Below are 19,924 nucleotides of genomic sequence, written 5' to 3'. Positions count from 1 at the left end.
CTCCCGTCCGCGCGACCCCCCCCTCTCGCCGACACGAACCTCCTCTCTCGTCCGGGCCCTTCGCGCGTCCGTCGACAGAGCAAGATTCCGCCGATGACAGCTCCCGGGGCCTGATTATCTTGCGCGCCTCACCCCAAATCTACCGCTCCCTTCCTTGAGGGTGCGGGCCTGGAGGTTCTCATGAAGAATGACATTTTTGCTCCCTACACCGGCCCCAGCTCGATCGACATTTCGAACGTGCGTCCGAGGCTCGTGGACCTCGTCAATGGCACGCTCACGGGCGCGCAGCGCGAGAAGCCCGGCTTTCTGGGCGTCTACGACGAGCTGTCGAAGGCCATCCCGCAGTACGGCGCGATCCTCGGCATTCAGACGACCATCTGGGACGCGATCGTCGAAAAGACGATCACCCTCGACGAGATCCGAGCGATCAAGAAGCACGTCCTCAAGCTCGCGGAGGTCCTCGAGGAGAGCGAAATGTACTACGAGGACGCACGCGAGGCCGACATCAGCCGCCTCTGCGGCTTCGTCGACGCCACCATTCAGCACGGCGACCCGTCCGTGCAGGCCGCCTTCCAGGCGACCCTGGCGTACCGCTCCCAGTACGCGAAAAAGGCCGTCAACACCCGCCGCAAGAACAAGCAGGCCCGCGCCGAAGCAGAAGCCGAGCCCACCACGGAGACCTCGAACCCCGCCTGAAGGCCATGACGCAGCCGTGCGCATGAGGCACGCAGCTTGCTAGGGTTTCCGTGCGCGCGGCGATCGAGCCGCCGCGGAAGGGAACTCATCATGCGCACGCCGCTGCTTCGCTTGTGCTCCGTCCCGCTCCTCGCCGTCCTCGGCACCGCCTGCTTCACGACCTACGAACAGCAGCCCGACAAGCCACAAGGTACGGCCCTGCCGCCCACGCCGATGGCGCCGGATCAGAAGGCCGAGCTCGACGCGCTGCTCGCCGAGGCCAACAAGTCGGCGAACATGACGGCCGCCGATTTCGCGGACCAGTACAAGGTCTCCTTCACGAACGGCCTCGCCTACGACCCCACGCAGGCCGACGGCATGCCGCTGATCCAGGCCTCCTCGCTGGGCCTCGACGCCGACGAGATGCAGAAGCTCCAGAAAAATGGCTTCGTCATCTCCGAAAAGAAGCGCTTCCCCACCTTCGTGTACGGCTACGAGAGCATCTATGCGCTCGACCTGCCGCTGTACGTTTCGGCCGATTCGATCCTCTATGCCGTCCACCGCTCCTACGACGCCATCCTCAAGGCCGTGGAGATGGCCTCCCTCGCGCCCGAGCTCGTGTCCTTGCTCGAGGCCATGCGCGCCGAGCTCGAGGCCGGCGGCGGCGCCGCGCTCGGGGCCGAGGCCCGCGCGGACGCGGATCTCTTCACCGCCGTGGCGCTCTCGCTCCTGACCGACAAGCCCATCGCGCCCGTCGCGGGCGCCAAGGAGGCCGACATCGTCGCGTTCGTGGACGGCGCCAAGTCCCACCAGGGCATGAAGGAGGCGCGCCTCTTCGGCAGCCCGCGCCTCATGGACTTCTCGCAGTTCGAGCCACGCGGCCACTACACCGATTCGCCCGAGCTCGAGCGGTATTTCCGCGCGATGATGTGGCTCGGCCGCGTCGATTTCCGCATCATCGAGACGCAGAGCGACGGCTCCCAGCTCTTCCAGCGCAGGCAGCTCGAGGGCGCCTACGTCCTGCACGCCCTCGCGCAGGGCCCCGAGCAGCAACGTTATACCCGCATCGACGACGCGATCCGCGCCTTCGTGGGGGAGAGTGATTACATGACGCTGCCCGAGCTCGACGGCCTGCTCGCCGATCTCGGCGCCACGGACGCCTCCGGCCTCGTCGGGATCGAGGACACCAAGATCGCCGAGACCATGCTGCAGAAGGGCTATGGCACGCAGCGGATCTCGAGCCACATCATGATCAACGGCCTCGGCAAGGGCACGCTGCCGCTCTCCTCGAGCTTCGCGTTCTTCGGCCAGCGCTACGTGGTCGACTCGCACGTCTTCTCGAACGTCGTCTACGACCGCGTCCAGAAGGGCGCCGTCAAGCGCATGATGCCGAACCCGCTCGACGTCGGCTTCGCCGCGCTCGGCAACGATCAGGCCGGGCTGCTGCTCGTGCCGGAGCTCGAGCAATTCAAGTATTCGCCGGACCTGCACATGATGCGGGTCCTCGTCGACGCGCACCCCGCGTCCTTCTGGGACGACAACCTCTACAACCGCTGGCTCGTCTCGTTACGCGAGCTCTCGCCGATGAACACGCTCGGCGGCGACCCGTCGGGCCTGCCCTCGGTCGCGAAGACGGAGGCCTGGGGCCGCAGGCTCATGAACACGCAGATGGCGTCCTGGGCCGAGCTCCGGCACGACACGTTGCTCTACGCGAAGCAATCGTACACGGGCGGCGCCTCGTGCCAGTTCCCCGACGCGTTCGTGGACCCGTACCCGGGCTTCTACGCCCGCATCGCCGAGCTCGCCGAGCACGGCACGCAGATGGTGGGCACCCTCGATCTCTCGAGCAACGCTTACCTCGCCCAGCGGCTCCCGGCGTACTTCGCCACCCTGCGCGACGTGGCCCAGAAGCTCGGCGAGATGGCCAAGAACGAGCGCGACGGCATCCCGCTCACGCAGGAGCACCTCGATTTCATCAACCAGGCCGTGAAGGTGCAAATGGGCTGCGGCGACCCCGAGGGCGCGACGGGCTGGTACGCGGACCTCTTCTTCGACAACTTCCAGAGCGTCCAGGAGGATCCGACCATCGCCGACGTGCACACGCAGCCGACGGACGAGCTCGGCGCCCCCGTCGGCCGCGTCCTGCACGTGGGGACGGGCCTGCCGCGCTTGATGGTGGTGACGGCGGATCCGTGCGGCACGCCGCGGGCCTTCGTGGGCCTGGCCTCGTCCTATTTCGAGCAGATCACCTCGAACTTCGAACGAATGACCGACGAGGAGTGGCAGCAGGGCCTCCAGGCCGCGACGCCGGCCGACGTCCCGTGGATGACGGACCTCGTCTCGCGCTGACAGGAAACCCGCCCCCTGACGTGGCCGCCCGCATTTCGCGGCGGGCGGCACACGCCGGCACAAGCGACGGCCGTCAGCGCGTCACGCGCTTGAACGTGCCGTGATCCCCCAGCACGAAGCTCGTCACCACGCCACGCGTGTCCATCGTGAACGTCACGAACGACGGCTCGAGGTCCGCGTCCTCGAACCGGGCCAGGAGCGCCCCAGGCCGCCAGGGCTCGAGCGTCGCGCGCGCCGCATTCGCGAAACGCAAGCGGAGCACGCCGTCGCGATTCTCGATCACCGCGTCGCCGAACATCGGCGAGGCAAAAAGCCCGCCGAGCCTCTCCAGCGGCACCGGATACGCCGTCGTCTCGCGCTCGCCCACGCGCTCCTTGCGCGCCGCCGCCGCCCGCGCCCGGCTCGCGAGCGACAAGGCGAGGCGCTTGCCGCTCCAGTCCTTCGGCGGCGCGCCGAGGTGCGCGTCGAGGAGGCGGAACACCATTCCCTCGGGCAACCCCGTGAAGGGGACGTTCGCGAGGACCACGACGCCGAGCTTCTCCTCGGGGAGGAGGGCCATCGAGCAGGAATACCCGTCGATCCCGCCCGTCGCCCAGGCGACGAGCCGGCCGCGGTAGTCCTGGAGCATGAAGCCCATTCCATGCGCGAGGAAATGGCTCTCGGGGTAGAGCTCCTTTTGCCAGGGCCGGAGGCCAACCATCGTCGTCGGCGTGAGCATCGCGTCGACGACGCCCGCGGAGACGACACGTTTGCCCTCGATCACGCCGCGGCCGAGCAAGACGAGCAGCCAGCGCGCGAGGTCGTGCGCGCTCGTCACGAGCCCCGCCGCAGGCCCGATGTTGGTGACGTCGCGCGGCGCGATGGGCACGAGGACGCCGTCCCGCTCGGCGTGGGGGCGCGCCGTGTTCTCGCCGCCCGGCGCGGGCGCGCCGAAGCCACTCTCGCCCATCCCGGCCGGATCGAGCAGGCGGGACTTCACGAGCTCCTCCCACGAGAGCCCGCTCGCGCGCGCCGTGAACTCGCCGGCCACGGCATAAAGCACGTTGCTGTAGCTGAACTGCGTGCGGAGCGGCGCCGCCTGGCCCACCTGGCAGAGGTGGCGGATCACCTCGCGACGATCGAAGCCGGTGCCGATCCAGAGCAGGTCCGCCCGATCCTCGAGCCCGCTCCGGTGCGCGAGCACGTCCCGGAGCGTGAGCGCGACCGCGACGTGCGGGTCCTTCACGCAAAAGCCGGGGAAGTGACGCTTGAGCGGGTCGTCCCAGGCGAACTTGCCTTCGTCGACGAGCGCGCCGACGGCCGCGGCGGTGAAGGTCTTCGTGAGCGACGCGACGGGGAAACGCGTGTGCGCGTCGACCGGCGCGGCGCCGTCGAGCTCACGCGTCCCGTAGCCACGGGCGAACGCGACCTCACCTCCCGTCTCGTCGCCACGCACGACGGCGATCGCCAGCCCCGGCGCCTTCCAGGCCGCGAGCGTCTCCGCCGCGTACGCGTCGATCCCGGCGAGCGGATCCACACGCGCCGGCGGCGGCGCCTCGGCGGGTGGTGGCGGCGGGGGGTTGTCGGGCCGGCGCTCCGGCGCGGACGCACAGGCCGAGGTCAGGAGGGCGGCGAGCAGGATCGCGGAGCGGCGCAACACGCGCGGGAGCATAAACGCCTCGCGCGCGCAGCGATAGCCCGACCGTCGGCCTCGACGCGAGCGCCTCCGGGGTTGAACCTTCCTCCCCCTTCGTGCTACCGGACGCGCGCATGAAGCTCGCGAGCCTACGAGGACCGGGAAGGGACGGCACGCTCGTCGTCGTGAGGCGCGACGGCGCCGTGTTCACCCCTGCACCGGCGGAGTTCCCCACGATGCAGGCCGCGCTCGATCGCTGGGACGAGAGCGAGCCGCGCCTGCGGGACCTCGCCTCGCGCCTCGAGCGCGGCGAGATCCCGGGCGAGCCGCTCGATCCGCAGAAGCTCGCGCCGCCCCTGCCGCGCGCTTACGAGTGGGTCGACGGCTCGGCGTACATCAATCACATCATCCTCGTCCGCAAGGCCCGCGGCGCCGAGCCACCCGAGACGCTGCGCACCGATCCGCTCGTCTACCAGGGCGGCTCCTCCGTGCTGCTCGGCCCGCGCGAGGACATCGTCCTGCACGACGCGCGCTGGGGCCTCGATTTCGAGGCCGAGATCTGCGTCATCCTCGGCGACGTGCCGCTCGGCACGAAAAAGGAAGACGCGCACCGTCACGTGCGCCTCCTTTGCCTCGCGAACGACGTCACCCTGCGGAACCTCGTGCCCGGCGAGCTCGCGAAGGGGTTCGGCTTCTTTCAATCGAAGCCCGCGACCGCGTTTTCGCCGTTCGCGGTCACGCCCGACGAGCTCGGCGCGTCGTTCCGGGACGGCCGCGTGCACCTGAAGCTCGTCTCGACGTACAACGGCGCGCTCATCGGGGATCCCGAGGCCGGGCCGGAGATGCACTTCTCATTCTTCGACCTCGTCGAGCACATCACGAAGACCCGCGCCTTCGGCGCCGGCACGATCCTCGGCAGCGGCACGGTCTCCAACGTGGACCGCGCGCGGGGCATAAGCTGCCTCGCCGAGCGCCGCATGATCGAGACGATCGACGAGGGCGCCCCGAAGACGCCATTCATGAAGCCCGGCGACACCATCGCCATCGAGATGCGCGGCGAGGACGGGCTCGATATTTTCGGACGCATCGAGCAGAAGGTGGTCTCTCCATGAAGCTCTACGGCTACTGGCGCAGCTCCGCGAGTTATCGCGCGCGGATCGCCTTGCACCTCAAAGGAATCTCTTTCGAGAACGTCCCCGTGCACCTCCTCAAGAACGGCGGTGAACAGTACGGGGACGACTACCGCGCGAAGAACCCCATGGCCCAGGTGCCCACGCTGGAGGTCGAGGAGGGCGGCGTGGTGCACGAGCTCGGGCAATCGCTGGCCATCATCGAGTGGCTGGAGGAGCGCCACCCGGAGCCCCGGCTCCTGCCCACGGACAGCTTCCTCCGCGCGCGGGCGCGGCAGCTCGCGGAGATCATCAACTCGGGCATCCAGCCCTTCCAGAACACCTCGGTGCTCAAGCTCGTGAAGGCCGAGTTCGGCGCGGACGAGCTCGCGTTCGCCCGGCGCTTCATCGAGAAGGGCCTCACCGCGTACCAGGCGCTCGCCGAGCCCGTCCATGGACGATTCTCCGTCGGAGACGCGCCCACGGTGGCGGACGTGTGCCTCGTGCCCCAGCTTTATGCAGCGCGGCGCTTCGGCGTGGACCTCTCCCCGTTCCCCTTGCTCGTGCGCATCGAGGAGCAAGCCGCGTCGCTACCGGCCTTCCAGGCCGCTCATCCGGATCGGCAGATCGACGCCGGAGCTTGAAAGAGGAATCGGAACATGACGAAAGCGGAGTCCGTCGGAATCAAGCGTCTCGAGGCGCTGCACTACTACGTCCGCGACCTCGAGCGGAGCCGGAAGTTCTACACGGAGAAGCTCGATTTCGAGGAGATCGCGCAGTCGAGCCCCGAGCTCGAGGAGGCCGCGCGGCAGCGCTCGGTCGTCTTCCGCGCCGGGGACTGCATCGTCATGTGCTCGCAGCCGCTCGGCGAGGGCGGGCGAGCGTGGCGGTACCTGCGCAAGCACCCGGACGGCGTCGGCACGTTGATCTTCGAGGTCGAGGACATCGAGCGCGCCTTCCGCGTGCTCGACGCGCGCGGCGGCACCCCGATCGACGAGATCACCCGCGTGAAGGAGGACGGCGGTGAGTTCGCCTCGTTCTCGATCACGACGCCCTTCGGCGACACGACGTTCCGCTTCATCGAGCGCAAGGGGTACCGCAAGCTCTTCCCGGGCGCGGTGCATTACGACGCGCCGCGCGGCGGCAAGAACACGCTCGGCTTCACGCATTTTGATCACATCACGTCGAACTTCCAGACGATGGCGCCCGCGCTGCTCTGGATGGAGCACGTGCTCGGGTTCGAGCGGTTCTGGGAGATCCAGTTCCACACCGAGGACGTGAAGAAGGGCGCGGATCACGGCTCCGGGCTGCGCTCGGCCGTCATGTGGGACCCGCACTCGGGCGTGAAGTTCGCGAACAACGAGCCGTACCGGCCGTATTTCAAGAGCTCGCAGATCAACATCTTCAACGAGGAGCACCGCGGCGACGGCGTGCAGCACGCGGCGCTCGCGGCGGCGGACATCCTCTCCTGCGTGAGGAGCATGCGCGAGCGCGGCATCCAATTCATGCCGACGCCCGGCTCGTATTACGACGCGCTGCCGCAGCGCCTGCAAACACTCGGCGTCCAGCGCATCGACGAGGACATCAACGTGCTGCGTGATCTCGAGATCCTGGTCGACGGCGAGGGCGAGGGCAAATACCTGCTCCAGATCTTCCTCAAGGAGTCCGCCGGGACGCACGGGGATCCGGAGGCCGGGCCGTTCTTCTACGAGATCATCCAGCGCAAGGGGGATCGCGGCTTCGGCGGCGGCAACTTCCGCGCGCTCTTCGAGAGCATCGAGCGGCAGCAAAAGACGGAGGGCAAGATCGGATGATCGAGCGCCTCGCCTTCGGGGAACTGCCGCCGAAGCACCACACGGTGCTCCGCGACGCGAAGGGCGCGCTCCGCTGGGAGGAGTGCCTGACGCGCCGCGGGTTCGACGGGCCCTACACCATCGCGTATCACGAGCGGCGCCCCCACGAGCACCGCCTCACGCCCGCCGAGCACGGCTTCTCGTTGCCCACGCCGGCCCCGCAGCGCCCCCTGGCGAAGCGCCATTATCGATCGACCTCGGTCCCGACCCCGAGCGGCCCGCAGATCGACGGGCGCGTCCCTCTGCTCTACAACGGCGACGTCGTCCTCGGCATCGCCCGGCCGGACGCGCCCGATCCCGTCTATTTCTCGAACGCCGACGCCGACGAGCTCTTTTTCGTGTTCGAGGGCAGCGGCATGCTGCGCACGATGCTCGGCGACCTCCGGTACGAGAAGGACGATTACGTCTACGTGCCGCGGGGCCTGTTCTACCGCTTCATCCCCGACGCGGGGCTGCAATCGTGGCTCTGCATCGAGGCCATGGGCGGGATCCACCTCCCGAAGCAATGGCGCAACGACGTCGGCCAGCTCCGCATGGACGCGCCGTTCAGCCACCGCGACTTCAAGAAGCCCTCCTTCGTCGGGCCGATGGACGAGGGCATCCGCAAGCTCGTCGTCAAGCGCGACGGAGGCTTCCACGGCTTCTCGATGGCGCATTCGCCGCTCGACGTCGTGGGCTGGGACGGCACGGTGTATCCGTTCGTCTTCCCGATCCTGAACTTCCAGCCCCGCGCCGGGCTCGTGCACCTGCCGCCCGACTGGCACGGCACCTTCGCGGCGCGCGGCGCGCTCGTCTGCAGCTTCGTGCCGCGGATGGTCGATTTCCACCCGCAGGCGATCCCCTGCCCGTACCCGCATTCGTCGTACGACTGCGACGAGTTCATCTTTTATTGCCGCGGCAACTTCACCTCGCGCCGGGGCGTCGGTCCGGGCAGCATCTCGCACCACCCGGCGGGCATCCCGCACGGCCCGCACCCGGGCTCGTACGAGGCCAGCATCGGCACGAAGGAGACGAGCGAGCTCGCGGTCATGATCGACACGTTCGAACCCCTGCTGCCGACGGAGGCCACGCTCGGCGCGGAGGATCCGGGGTATCAGGAGAGCTTCATCGAGGAATAGGAGGGGGCTCCGGCTCGAGGGGCCATTTCTTCCGGAGCTCCTCCGCCCGCTTCGCGAGCGCCTCCCGTTTCTTGTCGTCGAACTCGTCCCAGCCCGCGTCTTCGAAGAGCTCGACGAGGCTCCGCGCGAGCGCCCGTTCGCGCGGGGAGGACGGCGATTTCCCCGCCGCCTGCTCGTAGTTCTTCGCCGCGCATTCGAAGAGCGCGACGAGCATCCGCGACACCTCCCGCCGCTCGCCCTCGGTCGGCCAGGCCGGCCCGCCGTACCCGATTCGATAACGTCTCCGCGCGTCGTTGCACGCCTCGGCCCGCGCCGCGGGGTCCTCGTCGGCGCCGGAGGCCGGCGGGACGAGCACGCGGAGCAGGGTCGCGAGCTCGTCGTACGTGACCATCCGCGGGGCGAAGCGGCCGAATCGCTGGTCGAGCGCGTCGAGCATGCCGCGGATGTCCTTCTCGGCCGCCACGAAATCGGCCTTCGCCAGCGCCGCCGCCGCGCGCGCGGCGAGCGGCTTCAAGGTCTTCTGCCGGAAGACGCGCCACTCGGCCGTCGTCAGCGTGAGGTGCACCTTCTCCACGAGGAGCTCGCCCTGCGCATTGGCCGTGATCTTCTTCGCGCTGGCCATGAAGGCGCCCGGGTTGAATGCGCCGCGCGGGACGTCCCGCGGATCCCCCGACGTCTCGGGTTTGCGGCGCGACAGCTTGCCCTCGACGGCCACCACGACGGGGGAGAACCGCACGGTGGAGAGCTTCACGCCGCCGCCGCCGAGCAGCGAATGCAAGGTCCCGGAGACGTCGCCGTCGGTGCTCAGGTCTCCCTGCGTCGGAAAATCGACCTTCGTCGGCAGGAGTTTGGCGAGGCTCGTGGCCTCGCTCCCCGTCAGGACGAACCGGCGCGCGCCCATTTCCCAGTGCGGCAGGTCGAGGCAAAACGAGCCGTCCTCGCCGCGCACGAGGTAGCCCACGAGCGAGGCCCGCCGTTCCATGCGGCCGAGCGCGACGTCCCTCCGGGCCTCGGCGCGCGACGTCCGGGCGGCCGGCGCCGCCTCGGGGGCGGGCAGCGGCAGCGGGAAGGCGAGCCCGAGGTCTTCGTCGAAGAGGCGCAGCGGCGTGTGGGAGAGGAGGAGGTAGAGGTTCTGCGGCTCGTCCGCCGCGCCCGTGCCGTAGAGCCTCACATGCTTGAACGCGCCCGCAAACGCGCGCACGGCGGCCACGACGGCGTCGTCGCGGGGCGAGCCGAGAAGCCGCACAGCGAGGACCCCCTGCGGCGGGAGGTGCAGGCCGAAGTTGAACATCGCATTGGCGTCGAGGAACGAGGGCGGCAGGTCGTGGCCCGCGAAGGCGTCGACCAGGATGAGATCGTATTCACACCCGCAATGGCGCACCTTCTCGAGGCCGTCGATCACCTCGGCGTGACCCTGGTAATCGAAGAAGCGGCGCGCGACGTCGATCACGGCGGGATCCTCCTCGGCGACCTCGACCTCGAACCCGACCGACGCGAGCTCCGCCGCCGTCGCGCCCGAGCCGAGGCCGATGACGAGCGCGTGCCCGGGGTGCTCGTGCCGCGCGGATACGAGGATCGAGACGAGCGGATCGTACGCGGCGAGCGGCGCGTCCCCGGGGCCGACGAAATGGGCGGCGTGAACGGTGTCGTCGATGGTGAGCAGGCGAAAGCCGTCCTGCTCGACGACCCGCACGATACCGGTTTTTCCTTGCACCTCGGCGCGCACGCCCGGCGGGAGCGTGGCGCCGGGCGGCGGCGCGGGGGTGGGCTTCTGCGATGCGACCTTCGGCGGAGGCGAGGGCGCGGGCGAACGCGAAGGCTCGCGGGGCGTATCGCAGGCGAGGAGGGTGAGGGCGAGGGTCGCCTGGACGAGCGCGGGTGCGGTCGGAGGGTATTTCGCGCGGCGCATGTCAGGATTCCGGGGCGGAAGGTGGCTCGTTCCCCTGGCCATCCTGCTCCGGCGCGAATCGATCGACGCCCGCATACACATCGGCGAGCTGGATCGTGCAGCCGAGCGCGGGCAGCTCGACGCTGCCCTCGTCCCCCGCGCGCTCGGTGAGCAACCACTGCCCCGTCGGGAGCTTCTTGAAATGCTCGATCCGCCGTTCGTCCTGGTACACGAGGACGTACTCGTCGAGCGAGGGGATCATGCGATAATGCGCGAACTTCGACGTCTGATCGTGCCGCGCCGTCGAGGGCGAGAGGACCTCCACGATGACCCGCGGGTTCAGGAGGTTCTCGCGGTACTTCGGGTGAAACCGGGGCGCGCCGCAGACGACGACCGCGTCGAGGTAGGTGTAGAGGCCCGTCGCCTCGACGTAGACGCGTTGATCACTGGTCAGGACGGCGCACGGCCCTCCTCGCAACGCGCCGAAGAGGAGGCCGATCATGTTCGCGCAGATCGCGTTGTGCCGCGCGGATCCGCCGGCCATCGCCGTGATCACGCCGCGGCAATACTCGTGTTTCGTCGGGCTCTTGCGTTCGAGCTCGACGTACTCGTCCTCGGTCACGAGAGGCATCTTGGCGGCCATGGCGTCTCCTCCCCCGCAGGGTCCTCCTAGCCGCTACCGCCTCCCCCGAGGCCCGTCAAGCGCTCCTCCGTCGTGCTCGTGCGTCGGGGCTCGAACATCACCCGGCCTCGCGCTAGGATGCGCGGCGGAGGACCTTTCATGGCGAGCCAACCCGAGCGCGAGGATCCCTTCCGCGAGCGCCTCTCCCCCGAGCAATACCGCGTCAGCCGATGCGGCGGCACCGAGCGGGCGTTCACGGGCAAGTACTGGAACCACAAGGACGACGGGCGCTACGTCTGCGTCTGCTGCGGCGCGCCGCTCTTCGACTCCACGACGAAATACGACTCCGGCAGCGGCTGGCCGAGCTATTGGGCCCCGATCTCGAAGGACCTCGTCAAGGAGCTCGAAGACACGAGCCACGGCATGTCGCGCACCGAGGTCCGCTGCGCGAAATGCGACGCCCACCTCGGCCACGTCTTCCTCGACGGCCCGCCTCCGACCGGAATGCGGTACTGCATCAACTCGGCCTCGCTCGACTTCATGCCCCGCGAGAAGACGGGAGGCTGACACACTCGGCCCATCGCGACACACAAGTGCCGGCACAACTGGCACAGTCTCATCGGATGTCGCGAAATCAGGCCGATTTTGTCTTGGCCCAGAACGTGCCTGAGTGACGGGCATGAACATCAAGCGCCTTCCCCTCTTGCTTCTCTCCGTCCTCTTCGCCGCCGCGTGCGGCAACTACGTCGTCGCCGAGGGCGGCGGTGATCCGGAGAGCGCCAAGGGCAACGGCAATAACAACAGCAATGGTAATAGCGGCGGCACGGGCGGCGGCGGCACGGGCGGCAGCGGCAGCGGCATGGAATACCCCGCCGTCGCGCTCACCCGCGCGCAGCTCGACGTCCTCTGGGACGAGTACTGGCAAAACAACGATCCCAGCGGCAGCAGCTCGAGCTCCGGCGGTGATGGCAATCTGAATCCGGACGACCTCTTCCTCCGCGTCTCGGATCTCGGCGCCACCTGCAACGCGCCCACCACGGACATCGGCTGCGGCGGCCATTGGCATCTCAGCATCGCGCTCCCCCCGGCCTTGCAGCAGGTCGGCGTCTACGATCTCGAGAGCCCCGAGCTGCTCGCTTACAGCTACATGTCCGAGACCGGCGACCTCCACCAGCCGCCGGTGTCGAACGAAGATTGCTCGTATGGCGGCGGCTCGCTCGGGTCGGGGACGCTGGAGATCCTCTCGATCGACGAGAACGAGGTGCATTTCCGGGTCGTGCTCACGGGCGGGATCTGGGAGGCCGATCCGAGCGGCGAATACACCGCGCCCCGCTGCCCCGTCGATCCGTGAGCGGCGCCTTGCGCCGGACGACCCGGCCGCGGTAGATCCACCGGATGTCTCACCGCGCTCTCCTCCTCGCTTTTCCCCTCGCCGCGCTCCTCGCCGGCTGCGGCCCCGACGAATTCCAGAAAGGGACGGAGCTCCCTCCCCCGGAGCTCGTCACCATCGCGGAAGCCCGCGCCCTGCCCGCGAATGAATACACGCAGATCGAGGGCTTCGTCAGCGTCCCGTCGGGCACGTACTTCAGCGCCACCGGCGACTTCGGCTTTGCGATCCAGGACGATACCGGCGGCATCTACGTGAGCCTCCTCGACCCGGTGAACATCCTCATCGGATCCCAGGTCCGCGTGATCGGTCAGGTGACGCAGGTCTCGAAGCAGACCGTGCTCGTCACCAACGCGACCGGGCCCCAGGTCCTCGGCGGCGTGAAGGAGGTCATGCCGAAGGACGTCACGGCCGGCGACGTCGGCGAGTCGACCGAGGGCCAGCTCGTCCGCGTCAAGGGGAAAGTGTCCAAGGACCTCGTCCAGGAGCAATTCGTGGGCGTCAGGGCGTCCGTGGACGACGGCTCCGGCGAGATCCAGATTTTCGTGTGCCTGCAGGGCGACAAGCCCCTCATTGACACCACGAAGCTCACCGTGGGCGCCGAGGTCGAGATCACGGGGCTCGTCCAGCAATACTTCGAGAGGTACGAGATTGCCCCGCGCGGCGCGGTCGATCTCGTGATCCCCGCGCCTTCGCCCTGAAAAAACGCGCCGATCAGGCGTCGCGGTTCACGGTCTGGGGCGAGAACGCCGGCAGGCAGACCGCGATGTACTCCGCGCCCTCCTCCCCGGGCGTGCTGTAGCGGACCCATTCTCCCTTGTGCGTGATGATCGCCTGACCCGCGCGCACGTCGAGCGCTCCGCCCTCGTATTCGACGTGGAGCGTCCCTCGTAGCACGACCGTGAACTCGTCGAACGCCGGGCGCTGGCCCGGCTCGACCCAGCCCCCGGGGCTGCGCATGTGGGCCACGCTCGCGCTCTCGGTGCGCGTGTTCACCCGCCCGACGTACTCGTCAATGATCTTCGGCTTGTTCCCCGCCGCCTCGATGCGGCTCGGCTTCTCGATGAAGGTCGGCATACCAAGGGGCGTAAGCCGAGACGCACGCCCGCGTCAATCCCTTCGCCCTCTGGTGAGAAGGAAAACCACTTTCGCGCGACTGGTTTGATTGAGTACAATATTGCAGAAAATTTGTGCACATACGGGTGCGGCGGGACACGCGGATACCGTGCCAGCCCGATTGCGGCAGGGACGGGAATCGGGCATGGGGGAGGAGGCGCTGCCTCGGCGCGGACGAGGCGCAGCGCGAAGAGGTCCACATGAAAAGCAAGACCAGGTTCGATCGCCGTCGCTTCCTCGAGCTCCTCTCTGTCGCCGGCGTCGCCGTGTACCTGCCGGGCTGCGGGCCGGACGACGGACAACCGCCGAACAATCCGCCTGCATCGTCGAAGAAGGCGCTCGTGCTGGGGGGTGGCCTCGCGGGGCTCACGGCGGCCTACGATCTCTCGAAGCAGGGATGGGACGTCACCGTGCTGGAGGCGCAGGCCAGCGCCGGCGGCCGCGTCCAGACGCACCGCGCGTTCGAGAACGGCCAGTATGCCGAGCTCGGGGCGACACGCATCCCCGACGTGCACGATCTCACGATCGCGTACGCCGAGGAGTTCGGCCTGAAGCTCGTCGAGTTCCAGGACGGCACGCCGCTGTATTACCTGGGGGGCAACCGATTCGTGCACGCGGAGGGCACGCCGTGGCCGATCGACGGCCTCTCGGCCGAGGAGGCCATGGAGGGCCTCGGCATGTGGTCGACGTACATCGCGGCCAATTTCGAGAAATTCGGCAATCCGCGCGACGGATCGTTCCCGCTCCCCGGCGTCGTCGATCAATGGGACGGCAAGACGATGATCGATTACCTCAAGGACCAGGGCGCGACCGACGCCTTCCTCCCGCTCTACGCGTCGGACAACGGCTCCGAGGTCCACAAGATCGGCGCCCTCGCGTGGATGGCGCTCGAGGTCGCGGACCAAGACTGGAACCTCACCTACCACGTCGAGGGCGGCAACGACCTCATCGTGCAGAAGCTCCTCGAGAAGCTCGACGGCAAGATCCTGTTCGAGAAGGTCGTGAAATCGATCTCGCAGGACGACACGAAGGTCACGGTCACCGTCGACGCGAAGGGCACGACGGAGACGTACGAGGCCGATTACCTCGTCTGCGCGATCCCCTTCCCGCCCCTGCGCGACGTCACGTTCTCGCCGGCGCTGCCCGACGACAAGCAGAAGGCGATCGACGAGCTTTACATGATGACCGCGGCGCGCGGCACGTTCCAGACGAAGACGCGATTCTGGAAGAACGATCCGCTCGGCGAGCTCGGCGGGCTCAAGCTCGTCAAGTCGGACACGAGGGCCGAGCGCGTCTGGGATCTGACGAACACCCAGACCGGCGACACGGGCATCCTCGTGGCGTACACCCAGAACGAGAATGCCGACGCGTTCGGCGCCGTGCCCGAGGCCGAACGCGAGGCGTTCATGCAGGCCGAGATCGCGAAGTTTTTCCCGGAGATCGAGGCCGAGAAGTCCTCGTTCCACCAGAAGGTCTGGGCGCAGGATCCGTGGGTGAAGGGCGCGTGGACGGCGATCCTGCCGGGCCAGTGGTGGATGATGGCGGTCATCCCCCGCGTCGAGGGCCGCATTCATTTCGCCGGCGAGCACACCTCGATCTGGGCCGGCTGGATGCAGGGCGCGATCGAGAGCGGCAAGCGCGCCGCGAGCGAGATCCTGAAGAAGAGCTGAGCGCTCGTCCCCCAAAACGAAAAGCCCGCTCCCTGCGTCTCCGCAGGGGCGGGCTTTCGCCTTCACGAAGGGCCGGGATCAGCCTTCGATGACGTAGTACGCCTTCTCGGGCTTGTGCGTCTTGTAGCGACGACGCGCCGGGGAGCCGGACCACTGGTCGACGACCTCGATCGTGTTGCCGAACTGGCCGAGGTAGATCGCCGCGTGGTTGCCACGCGCGAAGCTCATGTAACGGTCGTCCACCCAGCCGCACGCGATCGCCGTGCCGGGCTGAAGGGCCGCGTTCCCGAGCACGAGAGCGCCCTTCCTCCAGGCCGAGGTGTGCGGCGCGCCGCAGGCGTACTTGACGAGCGCGACGCACTGCTCGCTCTCGCCGTAGTGCCTGCCTTCGTAAAGCTCCGGAGTATTCGTGCGATAGGCCATGAAGGGCTCCTCTCTCGAGTTTGTGGTGGCGCAACATGGCGCCACGGAACTCGAAAAGAGTACAGGCGATCTCAGCCAGCCCACAAGCAACGTCAACAGCTCGTCGCCGATTTATTCGTTGGAAATCTCACACGAGCGCACTTCGACCTGGTGCGTTATGCTTTTTTGCCCGATTCCTGACGCGTTCGCGGCATCATTCCAGCCGGACCATCAATGATGTTTCCTGACATCGAGACCCATCGGAGACGCGGCGTACGTTATTTCGGCGGGCGCGTCGTTTGTCCACTCGCGGGCGTCGGCAGCCGCGGCCCGAACGAGAGCAACCGGCTCGCGCTGGAGAACGACGACAGCGAGGTGACGATCGATCGGAGGTCGCGCCGCATCACGGTGACAAACACGCGGCGTTACCCGGAAAAGACGCTGATCGTGGACCTCGAGTTCCTCGCCGACGGCGAGACCCGGAGCGGATCGAGCTCGCCGATCGCGATCCACCTCGAGGTCTTCAAGAAGGGCGACACGCTCTCGCTCGATCTGCACCGGCACCTGCGCACGCAGGAGCCCCTCGCGAGCGCCGTCTTCGAGCCGTTCGACGTCATCATCGAGGGAGGGCCGCGGGCCGAGACGGTCTACACGAAGGAGCGCGCGCTCGCGCTCGTGCGAGAGCCTTCGATCACGCACCGCGTGGTGAAGGCGCTCATGGCGAAGCGCGACAACACACGCGGCTCGCTGCAAAGTCCCCATCGGAGAGGTTATCGCGTCGCGGATCTCTCGCTCGGCTTCGGCGCGCTCGGGCTCGCGTGGATGCTGGTGCGCGCGGAGCTGCGGTCCCTCGACGGCGCGAACGCGGAGCTCATCGAGCGCGGCTCGGTCGCCGCGATGCTGCAAGAGGGCGCGTGGGAGCTCTCGCTCACGGCGCTCTCGGACAAACTGTCCTCGATCGTGCAGCGGGATCTGTTCCTGTTCGGGCTCGACCAGGAGCCGCTGCTCGAGCCGGTGATGACGCGTGGTCTCCGCGCAGGCGAGACGCTCGCGTTCCGGTTCCGCAAAGGCGAAGGCGAGATCGGGCTCGGCGCGAAGAGCGCGAGGATGGATGGCGCGATCGACGTCGCGCGGGCGTACCTCGAGTTTCACATGCTCGGCGGGCTGCTCTGCGAGCACGCCGAGCGGCCCGCGGCGGCGCGTGGCGGATGATCCACGAGGAGCGGCGGATCCACGCGCTCGACGGCGCGCGCGCCTTCGCGACGGCGCTCGTGGTCCTCCTGCACGGCCTGCTCTCGTTCCTGGAGACGCCGATCGGCTGGGCGATCAAGGACCACTCGACCCACCTCGCCGCGGATTTCGTGGTGTGGGTGGGCCGCGCGTTCCTGATGCCGGTGTTTTTCCTCCTGTCGGGCATGGTCTCGCGCCGGATCGTGCTCCGCGGCGGCCTGCGGGGGTTTGCGCGCGAGCGGGCGGTCCGCGTGCTCGCGCCGCTGCTCGCCGCGCTCGTGCCCGTCTCCGCGGCGATGAACGCGCTCTGGGACCACGGGCGCGCGCTCGAAGGCCGCGCCGCCGTGGGCAACCAGGTGCCGGCGCTGCGCGCCTCGGAGCTACCCGTCACGCTCGCGCACCTCTGGTTCCTTTACTACCTGCTCTTGCTCTCGACGCTCGCCGCCGTGCTGCCGCGGCGCCCGCTCCGATGGCCGCTCGTGTTACCAGGCCTCGCGATCGTCCCGGTCTCCCTGGTGCTGCTCGCCGCGGGCAAACTCCAGCTCGACACGCCCCTCTCGTTCCTCGTCGAACCCTCGATCGCAGCCTATTTCGTGGTGTTTTTCGTCTGGGGCTGGCTGCTCGATCCGGAGGGGCTCGAGGTGTATGCCCAGAAGCTCCCGTGGCTCCTGGGGCTCGCGCTCGTGTTGCTCGCGTCGCTCGTCCCGGCGCTCGTCGCGAGCACCGCGGAGGGCGCCCCGGCGCGCGCGCCCGCGTGGGCGCTCGTCACGAGCGCGGCGTTCTCGTGTGTCTCCGTGGCGGTTTTTCTGGGCACCTCGGGGCGGCTCGTGACCCGCGAGCGGCCGCTCGTCCGCAGGCTCGCCGACGCGTCGTACTTCACGTACGTCACGCACCTGCCGCTCGTGGTCCTCCTGCAGATCGCAGCGTCGCGGCTCGCGTGGCCGGGGCCCTTGAAGTACGCGGGCGTGGTGACGATCACGGGGGCGGTTTGTCTGGGCTCGTTCGTGCTCCTCAGAGCCGCCCGTCGCGCATCTCGACGGTCCGCTGGGCTCGCGCCGCGATCCGCGGATCGTGCGTGACCATGAGCAGCGCCGCGCCGAGGGCCGAGGCCGCGGCGAGCGCGTCCATCACGACGTCCGCGGAGGCGCTGTCGAGGCTGCCCGTCGGCTCGTCGGCGAGCACGAGGCGCGGGCGGTTGACGAGGGCGCGGGCGATGGCCACGCGTTGCGCCTCGCCCACGGAGAGCTCGCCCGGAGGCGCGTCACGCCGCGCGGCGAGGCCAAACCGCTCGAGCAGCGCGTCGGCCGCACGCTCCGCCTCGCGGCGCGAGGAGCCGAGGCGCCACGCAGGCAGCGCCACGTTCTCTCGCGCGCTGAGGCTCGCGACGAGGTTGTTCTGCTGAAACACGAAGCCGATCCAGGCGAGGCGCAGCTCGGCGCGTACGTCGTCCGCGAGGGACCAGGCGTCGTGACCGGCGAGGACGACGCGGCCGGCGGTGGGCCGATCGAGCAGGCCGATCATCTGGAGGAAGGTGGTCTTGCCGCAGCCGCTCGGGCCCACGAGCGCGACGGACACGGCTTCGTCGAGGTCGAGCGAGGCGCCGCGGACGACGTCACGATCGCCGAGGCGACGCACGAGGCTCTCGCAGCGGAGGACCTCGCCCATCAGTCGATCCTGCGCAGGACGGGCGCCGGGTCGGTCCGGGCCGCGCGGAAGGCCGGGACGCTGCCGGCGAGCAAGGTGGTGGCGAGGACCACGAGGCAGGGCCCGGCGAGGACGGCAGCCGTGATGACGGGACGAACCACGAGCGCCTCCCACGAGAAGATGGGGTGGGCCTGGAAATAGAGCAGCATCCCGTAGCCGAGCGCGGCGCCCGCCGTGAGCCCGGCGAGGGCGACGACGAGGGCCTGGAGCAAGAAGAGGCCAAAGACCTCGCGGCGCGAGAAGCCGAGGGCGGCGAGGATGCCGATCTCGCGGCGCCGGCCGAGGACGTGGATGTGGAAGAGGGCCCAGACCGGGATGGTGATCGCCGCGACGACCATGGCGTAGGAGAGGCTGTTGATGGTCCGGTTGGCGGCGAGGTAGTTCGTGACGAAGGGGTCGTCCTTTTGCCAGTCGACGGCGCGAGCCTCGGGGAGGCGGGCTTCGAGGCGCGGGGCGAGGGCCGCGGCGGCGAAGTGGTCGTCGAGGTGGAGGTGCACGGCGGAGGCCACGGCGGGCGCGCCCGTACGCTCGGCGAGGGAGGCGCGGTCGAGGAAGACGCTGCGGTAGGCGCCGGCGCTGCCCGAGGCGATGCCGCGGACGGTCATGAGGGAGGTGGCCGTCGGATCGGCGGCGGCGGCGGGTGGTCCGCCGAGGATCACGCGCAGGTCGACCGTGTCGCCGACCTTCACGCCGAGCCGCGTGGCGAGCGAGCTGCCGAGGACGACGCCCTTCGTGTCGCCACGCGCGAGTAGCTCGCCCTCCGAGAGGTGGAACGGTCGGACCGCGGGATCGCCGGGGAAATCGTAGCCGTAGGCGAGCGCGTTGTGGAACCGCCCGCCCTTGCCGACGGCGCCGGGCAGGACGAGGACCGGGATGCTGGCGCGGACGCCCGTCTCGGCGGCCTCGGCGACCCGCGCGGCGGCGGCTGCGCCGTCCTCGAAGGGGCGCCCGTCCCGGGGCTCGACGCGCACGTCGCCGGGCCCGTGACGGAGCTCCTCTTCGAGCAGGGCCTCGCTGAAGCCGGCGAGGTTCGCCGTGTTGGGGATCTGGAACCCCGCGCCCGCGGCGACGGCGACGACGAGCAGGGCGAACGTGAAGCGGCTCCCGAGCAGGCTCTTGCGTGCGAGGAAGAGCAGCGGCCCGAGGCGAGGGCGCGAGCGCGGCAGCGGGGCGGGCTCCACGGCTC

General features: G+C 69.0%; 19 protein-coding genes. 12 read left to right on the top strand and 7 right to left on the bottom strand.

Going from position 1 to position 19,924, the window contains the following annotated elements:
* The first annotated feature begins 180 nt into the window (after positions 1–180).
* Positions 181–696 (top strand): hypothetical protein, encoded by a 516-nt coding sequence (locus GF068_RS14735; protein WP_153820037.1) that lies wholly within the window; start codon positions 181–183, stop codon positions 694–696.
* Positions 697–786: 90 nt separating this feature from the next.
* Complete coding sequence (locus GF068_RS14730; RefSeq protein ID WP_153820036.1) at positions 787–3,024, top strand: DUF3160 domain-containing protein; 2,238 nt, start codon at positions 787–789, stop codon at positions 3,022–3,024.
* Between the two features lie 73 nt (positions 3,025–3,097).
* Here the strand turns inward: GF068_RS14730 and GF068_RS14725 are convergent, their stop codons facing one another.
* Positions 3,098–4,663, bottom strand: coding sequence for a serine hydrolase (locus tag GF068_RS14725; protein WP_170319489.1), 1,566 nt, complete (start codon positions 4,661–4,663; stop codon positions 3,098–3,100).
* 110 nt (positions 4,664–4,773) lie between these two features.
* On the opposite strand from GF068_RS14725, the gene GF068_RS14720 reads away from it, so the two are divergent.
* Genes GF068_RS14720 through GF068_RS14705 form a run of 4 tightly spaced genes read left to right on the top strand, consistent with a single transcriptional unit; the run spans position 4,774 to position 8,719 of the window.
* Positions 4,774–5,751 (top strand): fumarylacetoacetate hydrolase family protein, encoded by a 978-nt coding sequence (locus GF068_RS14720; protein WP_153820034.1) that lies wholly within the window; start codon positions 4,774–4,776, stop codon positions 5,749–5,751.
* Complete coding sequence (maiA, locus tag GF068_RS14715) at positions 5,748–6,392, top strand: maleylacetoacetate isomerase (protein WP_153820033.1); 645 nt, start codon at positions 5,748–5,750, stop codon at positions 6,390–6,392. Before GF068_RS14720 ends, maiA begins: the two co-directional genes overlap by 4 nt.
* 15 nt (positions 6,393–6,407) lie before the next feature.
* Positions 6,408–7,562, top strand: coding sequence for a 4-hydroxyphenylpyruvate dioxygenase family protein (locus GF068_RS14710; protein WP_153820032.1), 1,155 nt, complete (start codon positions 6,408–6,410; stop codon positions 7,560–7,562).
* Positions 7,559–8,719 (top strand): homogentisate 1,2-dioxygenase, encoded by a 1,161-nt coding sequence (locus tag GF068_RS14705; RefSeq protein WP_153820031.1) that lies wholly within the window; start codon positions 7,559–7,561, stop codon positions 8,717–8,719. Before GF068_RS14710 ends, GF068_RS14705 begins: the two co-directional genes overlap by 4 nt.
* Here the strand turns inward: GF068_RS14705 and GF068_RS14700 are convergent.
* On the bottom strand, positions 8,706–10,628 hold the full coding sequence (locus GF068_RS14700) for a spermidine synthase (protein WP_153820030.1): 1,923 nt from the start codon (positions 10,626–10,628) through the stop codon (positions 8,706–8,708). The genes GF068_RS14705 and GF068_RS14700 overlap by 14 nt on opposite strands.
* Before the next feature lies 1 nt (position 10,629).
* The gene (locus GF068_RS14695) at positions 10,630–11,250 is read right to left on the bottom strand and encodes a Uma2 family endonuclease (protein ID WP_153820029.1); all 621 of its coding nucleotides are present in this window, start codon (positions 11,248–11,250) and stop codon (positions 10,630–10,632) included.
* A gap of 138 nt (positions 11,251–11,388) precedes the next feature.
* Here GF068_RS14695 and msrB point away from each other — a divergent pair, with 138 nt between their 5' ends.
* From msrB to GF068_RS14680, 3 genes are all read left to right on the top strand, one after another.
* A complete protein-coding gene (msrB, locus tag GF068_RS14690) occupies positions 11,389–11,796 on the top strand; it encodes a peptide-methionine (R)-S-oxide reductase MsrB (protein ID WP_153820028.1) in 408 nt (135 codons plus the stop codon).
* Positions 11,797–11,908: 112 nt separating this feature from the next.
* Positions 11,909–12,580: a hypothetical protein gene (locus GF068_RS14685; protein WP_153820027.1), complete on the top strand. Its 672-nt coding sequence runs from the start codon at positions 11,909–11,911 to the stop codon at positions 12,578–12,580.
* Positions 12,581–12,624: 44 nt separating this feature from the next.
* On the top strand, positions 12,625–13,317 hold the full coding sequence (locus GF068_RS14680; protein ID WP_240806922.1) for a DNA-binding protein: 693 nt from the start codon (positions 12,625–12,627) through the stop codon (positions 13,315–13,317).
* A gap of 13 nt (positions 13,318–13,330) precedes the next feature.
* Here the strand turns inward: GF068_RS14680 and GF068_RS14675 are convergent, their stop codons facing one another.
* The gene (locus tag GF068_RS14675) at positions 13,331–13,693 is read right to left on the bottom strand and encodes a cupin domain-containing protein (protein WP_153820026.1); all 363 of its coding nucleotides are present in this window, start codon (positions 13,691–13,693) and stop codon (positions 13,331–13,333) included.
* Between the two features lie 239 nt (positions 13,694–13,932).
* Between GF068_RS14675 and GF068_RS14670 the strand changes: the two genes are divergently transcribed.
* The gene (locus GF068_RS14670; RefSeq protein ID WP_153820025.1) at positions 13,933–15,402 is read left to right on the top strand and encodes a flavin monoamine oxidase family protein; all 1,470 of its coding nucleotides are present in this window, start codon (positions 13,933–13,935) and stop codon (positions 15,400–15,402) included.
* Between the two features lie 78 nt (positions 15,403–15,480).
* Here the strand turns inward: GF068_RS14670 and GF068_RS14665 are convergent, their stop codons facing one another.
* Positions 15,481–15,825: a BPSL0067 family protein gene (locus GF068_RS14665; protein WP_153820024.1), complete on the bottom strand. Its 345-nt coding sequence runs from the start codon at positions 15,823–15,825 to the stop codon at positions 15,481–15,483.
* 213 nt (positions 15,826–16,038) lie between these two features.
* Between GF068_RS14665 and GF068_RS14660 the strand changes: the two genes are divergently transcribed.
* Positions 16,039–17,016 (top strand): hypothetical protein, encoded by a 978-nt coding sequence (locus GF068_RS14660; protein ID WP_153820023.1) that lies wholly within the window; start codon positions 16,039–16,041, stop codon positions 17,014–17,016.
* Positions 17,013–18,113: an acyltransferase family protein gene (locus GF068_RS14655; RefSeq protein WP_153820022.1), complete on the top strand. Its 1,101-nt coding sequence runs from the start codon at positions 17,013–17,015 to the stop codon at positions 18,111–18,113. The genes GF068_RS14660 and GF068_RS14655 overlap by 4 nt, the downstream gene beginning before the upstream one ends.
* Here the strand turns inward: GF068_RS14655 and GF068_RS14650 are convergent.
* Complete coding sequence (locus GF068_RS14650) at positions 18,046–18,699, bottom strand: ABC transporter ATP-binding protein (protein ID WP_153820021.1); 654 nt, start codon at positions 18,697–18,699, stop codon at positions 18,046–18,048. The genes GF068_RS14655 and GF068_RS14650 overlap by 68 nt on opposite strands.
* A complete protein-coding gene (locus GF068_RS14645; RefSeq protein ID WP_153820020.1) occupies positions 18,699–19,919 on the bottom strand; it encodes an FtsX-like permease family protein in 1,221 nt (406 codons plus the stop codon). Before GF068_RS14645 ends, GF068_RS14650 begins: the two co-directional genes overlap by 1 nt.
* Positions 19,920–19,924: the final 5 nt, after the last annotated feature.

The sequence above is a fragment of the Polyangium spumosum genome (assembly GCF_009649845.1).
Lineage (GTDB): Bacteria > Myxococcota_A > Polyangia > Polyangiales > Polyangiaceae > Polyangium > Polyangium spumosum.
Note: the sequence above shows the minus strand (reverse complement) of the source record. Positions and strands in the feature narration are given on the sequence as shown.

What these genes read in the sequence shown, in the direction of transcription:
- GF068_RS14665 (WP_153820024.1), bottom strand. Translation starts at nt 15,825, where the DNA reads ATGGCCTATCGCACGAATACTCCGGAGCTTTACGAAGGCAGGCACTAC.
- msrB (WP_153820028.1), top strand. Translation starts at nt 11,389, where the DNA reads ATGGCGAGCCAACCCGAGCGCGAGGATCCCTTCCGCGAGCGCCTCTCC.
- GF068_RS14695 (WP_153820029.1), bottom strand. Translation starts at nt 11,250, where the DNA reads ATGGCCGCCAAGATGCCTCTCGTGACCGAGGACGAGTACGTCGAGCTC.
- GF068_RS14730 (WP_153820036.1), top strand. Translation starts at nt 787, where the DNA reads ATGCGCACGCCGCTGCTTCGCTTGTGCTCCGTCCCGCTCCTCGCCGTC.
- GF068_RS14700 (WP_153820030.1), bottom strand. Translation starts at nt 10,628, where the DNA reads ATGCGCCGCGCGAAATACCCTCCGACCGCACCCGCGCTCGTCCAGGCG.
- maiA (WP_153820033.1), top strand. Translation starts at nt 5,748, where the DNA reads ATGAAGCTCTACGGCTACTGGCGCAGCTCCGCGAGTTATCGCGCGCGG.
- GF068_RS14680 (WP_240806922.1), top strand. Translation starts at nt 12,625, where the DNA reads ATGTCTCACCGCGCTCTCCTCCTCGCTTTTCCCCTCGCCGCGCTCCTC.
- GF068_RS14670 (WP_153820025.1), top strand. Translation starts at nt 13,933, where the DNA reads ATGAAAAGCAAGACCAGGTTCGATCGCCGTCGCTTCCTCGAGCTCCTC.
- GF068_RS14705 (WP_153820031.1), top strand. Translation starts at nt 7,559, where the DNA reads ATGATCGAGCGCCTCGCCTTCGGGGAACTGCCGCCGAAGCACCACACG.
- GF068_RS14685 (WP_153820027.1), top strand. Translation starts at nt 11,909, where the DNA reads ATGAACATCAAGCGCCTTCCCCTCTTGCTTCTCTCCGTCCTCTTCGCC.
- GF068_RS14735 (WP_153820037.1), top strand. Translation starts at nt 181, where the DNA reads ATGAAGAATGACATTTTTGCTCCCTACACCGGCCCCAGCTCGATCGAC.
- GF068_RS14655 (WP_153820022.1), top strand. Translation starts at nt 17,013, where the DNA reads ATGATCCACGAGGAGCGGCGGATCCACGCGCTCGACGGCGCGCGCGCC.
- GF068_RS14660 (WP_153820023.1), top strand. Translation starts at nt 16,039, where the DNA reads ATGATGTTTCCTGACATCGAGACCCATCGGAGACGCGGCGTACGTTAT.
- GF068_RS14675 (WP_153820026.1), bottom strand. Translation starts at nt 13,693, where the DNA reads ATGCCGACCTTCATCGAGAAGCCGAGCCGCATCGAGGCGGCGGGGAAC.
- GF068_RS14720 (WP_153820034.1), top strand. Translation starts at nt 4,774, where the DNA reads ATGAAGCTCGCGAGCCTACGAGGACCGGGAAGGGACGGCACGCTCGTC.
- GF068_RS14650 (WP_153820021.1), bottom strand. Translation starts at nt 18,699, where the DNA reads ATGGGCGAGGTCCTCCGCTGCGAGAGCCTCGTGCGTCGCCTCGGCGAT.
- GF068_RS14710 (WP_153820032.1), top strand. Translation starts at nt 6,408, where the DNA reads ATGACGAAAGCGGAGTCCGTCGGAATCAAGCGTCTCGAGGCGCTGCAC.